General features: G+C 40.6%; 6 protein-coding genes. 5 read left to right on the top strand and 1 reads right to left on the bottom strand.

The window, feature by feature from the left end:
• Positions 1 to 147 precede the first annotated feature (147 nt).
• The gene (locus HT701_RS02080; protein ID WP_050302896.1) at positions 148 to 600 is read right to left on the bottom strand and encodes a universal stress protein; all 453 of its coding nucleotides are present in this window, start codon (positions 598 to 600) and stop codon (positions 148 to 150) included.
• Between the two features lie 170 nt (positions 601 to 770).
• Here HT701_RS02080 and HT701_RS02075 point away from each other — a divergent pair, with 170 nt between their 5' ends.
• The 5 genes from HT701_RS02075 to HT701_RS02055 all read left to right on the top strand — a co-directional run.
• Positions 771 to 1,070 carry a hypothetical protein gene (locus HT701_RS02075; protein ID WP_000797852.1) on the top strand — a complete coding sequence of 100 codons (300 nt, stop codon included), beginning with the start codon at positions 771 to 773 and terminating at the stop codon, positions 1,068 to 1,070.
• Positions 1,071 to 1,090: 20 nt separating this feature from the next.
• The gene (locus tag HT701_RS02070; RefSeq protein ID WP_001203814.1) at positions 1,091 to 1,648 is read left to right on the top strand and encodes a hypothetical protein; all 558 of its coding nucleotides are present in this window, start codon (positions 1,091 to 1,093) and stop codon (positions 1,646 to 1,648) included.
• Between the two features lie 143 nt (positions 1,649 to 1,791).
• Positions 1,792 to 3,006: a pyridoxal phosphate-dependent aminotransferase gene (locus HT701_RS02065; RefSeq protein WP_172931166.1), complete on the top strand. Its 1,215-nt coding sequence runs from the start codon at positions 1,792 to 1,794 to the stop codon at positions 3,004 to 3,006.
• Positions 3,007 to 3,150: 144 nt separating this feature from the next.
• Positions 3,151 to 3,285, top strand: coding sequence for a 50S ribosomal protein L34 (gene rpmH, locus HT701_RS02060; RefSeq protein ID WP_000831907.1), 135 nt, complete (start codon positions 3,151 to 3,153; stop codon positions 3,283 to 3,285).
• A gap of 741 nt (positions 3,286 to 4,026) precedes the next feature.
• Positions 4,027 to 8,333 (top strand): Rib/alpha-like domain-containing protein (locus tag HT701_RS02055; protein ID WP_172931165.1); only part of this gene is annotated, 4,307 nt, incomplete at its 3' end.

Raw genomic sequence — 8,333 nt, 5'->3', positions numbered from 1 at the left:
GCTCAAAACACTGTTTTGAGGTTGTGGATAGAACTGACGAAGTCAGTAACCATACCTACGGCAAGGCGACGTTGACGTGGTTTGAAGAGATTTTCGAAGAGTATAAATAGTAAACAAAAAGGAGCGCTGAGCTCCTTTTCTTTGTAATTATAAGGTTTTCTCTTGTTCTCTCACCACCAGCAAATCGACCTTAGCATGGCGGAGGATGTATTCAGATGAAGAGCCGACCAAGAGGCGTTCAAAGGCGTTGAGACCGGTTGCGCCAAGGAGGATGAGGTCCACTTCTTCAGTATCGGGAATAGTACGTGCTAGTAGGGTCTTTGGATTTCCCATTTCAATGACGATATGAACATCTGCCACACCAGCATCTTTAGCACGTTTTTCGTACTCTTTCATCAGACTTTCAGCGTCGACTTGGAGTTGTTCGTAAACTTCAGCATCAAAGGTGGATACGCTTTGGAGAGCGCGTGTGTCAATGACATGGGCGATGGTGAGTTTAGCGTCGTTTCGTAGAGCAGAATGAACTCCCTTGACAAAAGCCAAGTCTGCTTCCTTAGAACCATCGATTGCGACCATGATATTTTGGTAACGTTGTGTCATAATGAAACCTCCTGAAATTTTCTTACTACAATTGTAAACCTTTTCACTATAGAAGTAAAGCAAAAAAAGTATTTTTCAAAAAATGTTAGCGCTTGACATATGTATGTATATATGTTAAAATATATAAAAAGAGTGAGAGTAAAGATAGAATATATTGGAGAGGAGTGGTTATGAAAAACTCTTTTCAAGAATCAAAAAAAATAAATTTCCTTTATTATGGAATCATCTTAGCTTCGGTCTTGGTAGAAGTGATCATGATCTGGCAATTAGATAGGTTGATTCCGCTTCTTTATCCAGGTTTTGTTGGCTTTTTAGTCTTTCATTTACTCTACCATTTGGTATTATTCCTAGTCGCTAAAAGAAGTGGTCGCTGGGATTACTTGATGATATGGGGGCTTTTCCTCATGTTCAATCTTCTCTATGACTCCTTTTTAGGCTTGCTTTTTCTAGGTTTATCTTTTGGTATGTAGAAATTAGTTGAGGTGTTGATATGAGATGTTCTAAATATATAATTACAATGATGTTTGTATTGTTTACTTTTGGAATGGTTATTCCTGTTGTAGCTCAGGAAAATTCCAATAATATAGATCAATCAATTACTATTTTGAAAAAATACACTGAATTAGATGAATCGAATATTCCTTTTATTCGGACGGATATTATGGAAGAACAGAATGAAAATAAAGAAACAATAACTCTTGCAGAAATGGTGAATGAACTCGCTATAAGTTATAAAAATCAGAAGCTATCTCATAATAAAGTAATAAAAAGAATAAGAAGAGGTTTGATTCCTACTTATGGTAATTGGTGTGGTCCAGGTCATACAATGGATGATAGAAATGGGAATGCAATTGATATTTTAGACTGGGCATGTAAAGATCACGATATTTGTTATAGAGATAATGGATATTGGAATATTGATTGTGATAAACGATTTATCAAACAGTTAAAAGCTATTCTTGATAGTGACGTATTATCTCCAGATGGGAGATTATATGCATCTGCAGCCTATACCTTATTTTCTACTATGAGAAATTATGGTGGATAGTTATTCTCTTTAAACTCTCCTCTATTTCCTCGCTTTTAGTGAGGTTTTTCTTCTGTAGGATTTTAGTAACACATTTCAGTAAACTTGTCGCATTCTCTTTCTAGTGGTATAATGTTACTATCTCGATGAATTGAGGAAACAAGATGAAAGAATATAACAAGTCTAGTAAGTTAGAGCATGTTGCTTATGATATCCGTGGTCCTGTTTTGGAAGAAGCCATGCGGATGCGAGCAAACGGAGAAAAGATTTTACGTCTGAATACAGGAAATCCAGCAGAATTTGGTTTTACAGCGCCAGACGAAGTCATTCATGACTTGATTATGAATGCGCGTGATAGTGAAGGCTATTCTGACTCCAAAGGGATTTTCTCAGCCCGTAAGGCCATCATGCAGTATTGCCAATTGAAGAAATTCCCAAACGTAGATATTGATGATATCTACCTTGGAAATGGTGTCAGTGAGTTGATTGTCATGTCCATGCAGGGGCTTTTGGACAATGGAGACGAGGTCTTGGTACCAATGCCAGACTATCCTCTCTGGACAGCAGCTGTCAGCCTAGCTGGAGGAAATGCCGTTCACTATATCTGTGATGAAGCTGCAGAATGGTACCCAGATATTGACGACATCAAGTCAAAAATCACTTCCAATACCAAGGCAATCGTCCTTATCAACCCAAACAATCCAACTGGAGCCCTTTATCCTAAGGAACTCTTGTTGGAGATTATTGAGATTGCCCGTCAAAACGATTTGATTATCTTTGCGGATGAAATCTATGACCGTATGGTAATGGATGGACATGTGCATACGCCTGTGGCGAGTCTGGCACCGGATCTCTTCTGTGTCAGCATGAATGGTCTGTCAAAATCGCATCGTATCGCTGGTTTCCGTGTAGGTTGGATGGTCTTGTCTGGACCTAAGACACATGTTAAAGGCTATATCGAAGGGCTCAATATGCTGTCCAATATGCGCCTTTGCTCTAACGTTTTGGCCCAACAAGTCGTCCAAACCTCCTTGGGTGGTCACCAATCAGTCGATGAATTGCTCCTTCCTGGTGGACGGATTTATGAACAAAGAAATTTCATCTATAATGCCATTCAAGAGATTCCAGGTTTGTCTGCCGTTAAACCCAAGGCGGGTCTCTATATCTTCCCCAAAATCGACCGCAATATGTACCGTATCGATGATGATGAGCAGTTTGTCCTTGATTTCTTGAAGCAGGAAAAGGTGCTCTTGGTTCATGGTCGCGGTTTTAACTGGCAGGAACCAGACCACTTCCGTATCGTTTACCTTCCTCGTGTCGAGGAACTAGCCCAAATCCAAGAAAAGATGACTCGTTTCTTAAAACAGTATCGCAGATAGGGCTTACATGAGAAAAAGCTGGAAACAATTGCTTAGAGCTATTGACAAAAGTGACAGAATCAGATAGAATGGTAAAGTATGTTTAGTAACTGATCACTTTATAGCCGGCTAAACGAATACAAAATCTATGAGGAGGTATTCATCGTGAAACGTACTTATCAACCAAGTAAACTTCGTCGTGCGCGCAAACACGGATTCCGTAACCGTATGTCAACTAAAAATGGTCGTCGCGTATTGGCAGCTCGTCGTCGTAAAGGACGCAACGTTTTGGCTGCCTAGTCCAAACCACGGAGAAGGAAAGTCAGTAGGAACTCGAGTCTACTGGCTTTTATTGTGCTTAAAAATAGGGGCAAGAGTAGATGAACCCGGTGTCAAAGATAGAGTAGCTGGAAGCTAGGATAGTAGATAGCGACTGCTAAAACAGTTTTAGAAATTGCTTTGCATTTCCTAATCAATCTGTTGCGTTTTTATTTCCTTTCGCTATAGATCTGTCTGGTAAAGGAAGGGCTCGTCATAAGCTATAGTAGATTGAAACGAGAATAGGACACCTCTACTTCTAAAACATTGTTAGAAATCGATTTGACTGTCCTGACCGATTTGTCCTGTTCTTATTTCATTTCACTATAGTTGAACCATCTCAAGTTGAACCATCTCATTTTTAGGAGGGATGGATGGCTAACTTCCTTATAGAACTTTCAGTGAGATTCAGCGATGAAAAAAATGATAAAAGTGTCAGGATAAGTGTTGACTAATTTTATCAAAGTGGTATAATGTAGCTGTGATAGCTGTGATAGCTGTGATAGCTGTGATAGCTGTGATAGCTGTGATAGCTGTGATAGCTGTGATAGCTGTGATAGCTGTGATATTATAGTTGCTTGAGGCTTAAGGGTGACCTAGTATCATCTCCTATCATTTACTCACTAGTAAGAATCACGGTGCTGTTTCTAGCTTCACTCTCTGAAGGAGTGGGAGTTGGGAAACTTATTTTTTATTATATCATTAGTCTTCTAAGGAGGTAACATGGAAGATAAATCGAATTCACTCAGTAGGGTAAAGCGCCATCAACGCGAAAAAGTCTTGCGCTTCTCTATTCGTAAATATAGCTTTGGTGCAGCTTCTGTTGCGGTTGCGGCTCTTATGTTTATGGGGGCCAACGTCGTGAGTGCAGATAGCCCAAGCCAAAACACGTCGTCATCGACTACTGGTCTAGCTAGCCCGAAAGATGGGGAGCAGTCGTCTGAAGCAGGGCAGGCAAGGGATGAAAATCAAGCCGAAGTAGCCAGTGAGCCTTCAGCAAATAAGGAAGCTCAACCTGCTGAAGAGAAAGCTGCTACAGTTGATAACAGCCGCTTGAGCAAGCTAGTGGAAGAGGTAAGTGCTCTTCTTTCTACCGACTCGAAGCACGATCCTTCAGTTGTAAGTCCTATTAAGGAGCGACTTCAAAAAGGGAAAGAATTATTAGCCCGTGCTGATGCAGGTCAAGGGGAGCTTGACAGTCTTGCTGAGGACTTGGAAAAGGACTTGGCAGTCTTATCAAGTTCTTCTAAAGAAGAAAGTCAGCCGCAGGCAAGTGAATCAGCGGATAAAAATGCCTCTTCTGAAAGGAGCGACCATAAGGAGGAGGGTTCAGACAGGGCTGCTTCTGCATCTGGAGCAGAAGATAAACCTAAGAGATCTAGAAGATCTAAGAGGGCTCTGGAATCTGTCCCGGGTACTGTTAACGAAGGTGCTTTGTCTGATGTCAGATACTTTGCTTCTGTTGATCCAAAGACTAACAATGGTAAAACTACAAGAAATGATGACCGGGAATTTACTGAAAATAAGACAGTAATCAGAGCAAAATATCAGGAAGACAGTGAAGGTAAATGGATGGTCTACGATGTCTTCTTCAATAACGATGGAAAATCTATGACGACTAGATCATATAATCAACAATATTATTTCCAAGCTCCTTTTAACATCATGGATTCTGGTAATATTGTAAAAGACTTGGGTTTCACTCGATACGAAAATACTGGTGGTAAAAGACTTTCTGATGGAACTAACGGATTTCGACCGTATGGCAATACAGCTTACATCTCTAGTCCGTGGTATCAGAAGAATGACATCTTTCATAATGATAGAATATCTTTCTATGATCCATCTTCAGGAGTAACCCGTGATGGACAGAGATGGGATGTATTCAAGGATAATCAATATAATTCTACTCTGAATGTTCTTACAAAAGATAAAAATAATCAATATCCGAAGTTATCGTATTATTTGGGAACTAGAATTGGACCATCAAGTCTTCCTTATGCTGTTCATATGCATGCGAAGATTAAACTTAGAAACGATGTCACTGCTGATGAGGCTGCTCGATACGGCCGTGTCTATGCTGCTACAACAACTTTCGGAAAGTTTACTCATCAGTCATATATTGTGGGGGCAATGGGTGCTAGGTTAGAGACGACCACAGAGGCAGAAACCTACCCTATCAAAGGTAGTTCACACACCAAAACGGTGGGAGATAGTCTTAAAGATACCAATAATCCTGTAGGTGATGGCTATATCACTTCAAAAAGTGGTAAAGACTTCCCATCAGGAATGAATTGGAACTGGCAAAATAATCGTAAACCAAGTACAGATCAAGCTGGAGTCTTTACTTATAAAGTAATCGCTACCTACAAAGATGGTTCATCATCAGAAAATACCAACTCAGGTTCAGATGGAACAGTTACATTAAACGTTAGACCTAAAAAACCGACTATTTCAGACTTTGAAAACAAGAAAGGTCTCACTGGACAAAAACTTACAGTGAATGTAGGAAGTGGAGTGCCAAAAGGTTCTAAAGTTAATATTTACGATGGAACTAAGCTGATCGGAACTGGAACAACTGATGGAGAGACTGCAACCGTTACAGTTGAAGGAGCTTTACCAGGTTCTCCTATTACTGCTGAAACCATTGTTAACAATGGTGGAGAGGTGAAATCAGAACGAAGTGACGCTGTAACACCAACAGAAGCACCAGACAAACAAGCCCCAACCTTGACCATCACACCAGCAAGCCAAACGGTAACAGAAGGTCAAGAGGCAACATTTACAGTTACAGCGACGGATGATAAGAAGGCTAAGCTGGATCTTAGTGATTTGATAGCCAAATACGGTGATAGGTTTATTAAAGCGCAAGCATTTACAGAAGCAAAAGGAAGTACAGAGACTAAACAAATCAGAAAAATCACCCTTAAAGCCCTACCAGAAGATGTTGGTAAAACGCAGACAATTACCTTCAAGGCTACTGATGGTGCGGGGAACCAAGCAAAACCTGTGACCTTTACTTTCACTGTCACAGCTGGTGATAAGACGGGGCCAACCATTACAGCAGCAGATGCTACAGTAACTAAAAACGAACCAATTACTCCAATCCCTGTAACAGCTGTAGATAATACAGGTGGAGTTGGCTTGCGTGACAATAATCCAATAGAGGTAAGCAATTTACCACAAGGATTAAAATATGAAAATGGCAAGATTACAGGGACACCGACAGGAAATCCGGGTACATCTCGCGTCACTATTAAAGCCTATGATAAGAACGGAAATGTTACTACAGAGACAATTGATATTGTAGTACAAGCGCAAAAAGACAAGTATAATCCAGTAGGCGAACCCCTAACAGTAAACCAAGGACAAACCATTTCAGATGATGCAGTAAAAGCAAAAGTGAAAAACGTTGGTCCAGGAACACTAACAGTACAAAGTAAACCAACTTCAACAAACACAGCCGGTTCAGCTGGAAATGCAGTTGTAAAAGTTACTTATCCAGATGGATCAAGTGAAGAAGTGACAGTTCCAGTCACTGTAAAAGACGTAACAGGACCAACTATTACAGCAAATGGAGCGACTGTTACCAAAAATGAACCAATCAGTCCAATCAAAGTAACCGTGGCGGATAATGAAGGCGGACGAGGTTTACGTGAAAAAAATCCAGTAGAAGTAACAGGTTTACCAGCAGGCTTGACTTATAAGAATGGTCAAATTACAGGTACACCAACAGGAAATCCAGGCGCATTCAAAGTAACCATTAAAGCCTATGATAAAGATGGTGCAGTTACGACAAAAACAATCACCATTACTGTTCAGGATCAAGCAGCTAAGTACAATCCAAAAGGAAAAGACCAAACAGTTTCTAAAAATGCGGTTCCTGCAGCAGCGGATAGTATCAGTAACAAGCAAGACCTACCAACAAACACTAGCTATCGCTGGAAAAAAACTCCAGATACTAGCCAAGATGGAAAAACTGTATCTGCAGTGGTTGTTGTAAGCTATCCAGATGGATCAAGTGAAGAAGTACCAGTTAAGGTTAAGGTATCAGATTCTCTAGCCGGCACAGTCACAGCACCATCAGCAGTTAAGGAGAAAACACCAGTTACTCCAACTACAGTTGTAACAGCTAACAAACCAGGTTCAACTATTACAACAGACAAGCCAGTCAATGGTTTGACAGTTGACGGCGAAGGCAAGTTGACAGGTACACCAACTGTTACTGATTGGGGCAAAGACGAAGAAGAACGTAAGATTACGATTCCAGTCAAAATTAAGAATGGTAAAGATGAAGTAACCGTCAGCGTTCCAGTAACTATCCAACGTGATACAGATGGCGATGGTATTCCAGATGTAACGGATCCAGATGATGACAACGATGGTATCTCAGATGCAGATGAAAAAGCAAATGGCACAGATCCAAAAGTTGCAAATTCTCTAGTAGCAACTATTGACTTGGTACAAGATCCTACTACAGGTGACGTTACAGTAACACCTAAGAAACCAGATGGCTCAACTTATCCAGAAGGAACAATGGTAGAACTTCCAGGTAAGGATGGTCGTCCAATTAAAGTGACGATTGGAGCAGATGGTTCAGCTAAGGTTCCAAATGATCAATTACCAGATACTACGGTTGTAGGTAAGGCTAAGATTACAGAACCAGGTAAAGCAGCTGTAGAAGTTCCTAATGTAACAACACCAGCTAAGGTAACACCAGCAACGCCAACGACTGAAACACCAGGTAAGATTGAAATTGCTCAACAACCAAATGGAAATGCGATTGTAACACCTAAGAAACCAGATGGAACAACTTACCCATCAGGAACTAAGGTAGAAATTCCAGGAGAAAATGGAACAACAATCACAGTAACAATTGGTGACAATGGTTCAGGTGAAGTACCAAATGACAAGCTTCCGAAAGGTGCTGTGCCAGGTAAAGGTAAAGTAACAGAACCGAACAAGAAACCATCACAACCAGTGGATGTAACAACACCAGCCCGTAAGACACCAACTATTGACTTGGTACA

Source organism: Streptococcus sp. 10824 (assembly GCF_013276595.1).
Classification (GTDB): Bacteria; Bacillota; Bacilli; order Lactobacillales; family Streptococcaceae; genus Streptococcus; species Streptococcus pseudopneumoniae.
This window is presented reverse-complemented; position numbering and strand designations above follow the sequence as displayed.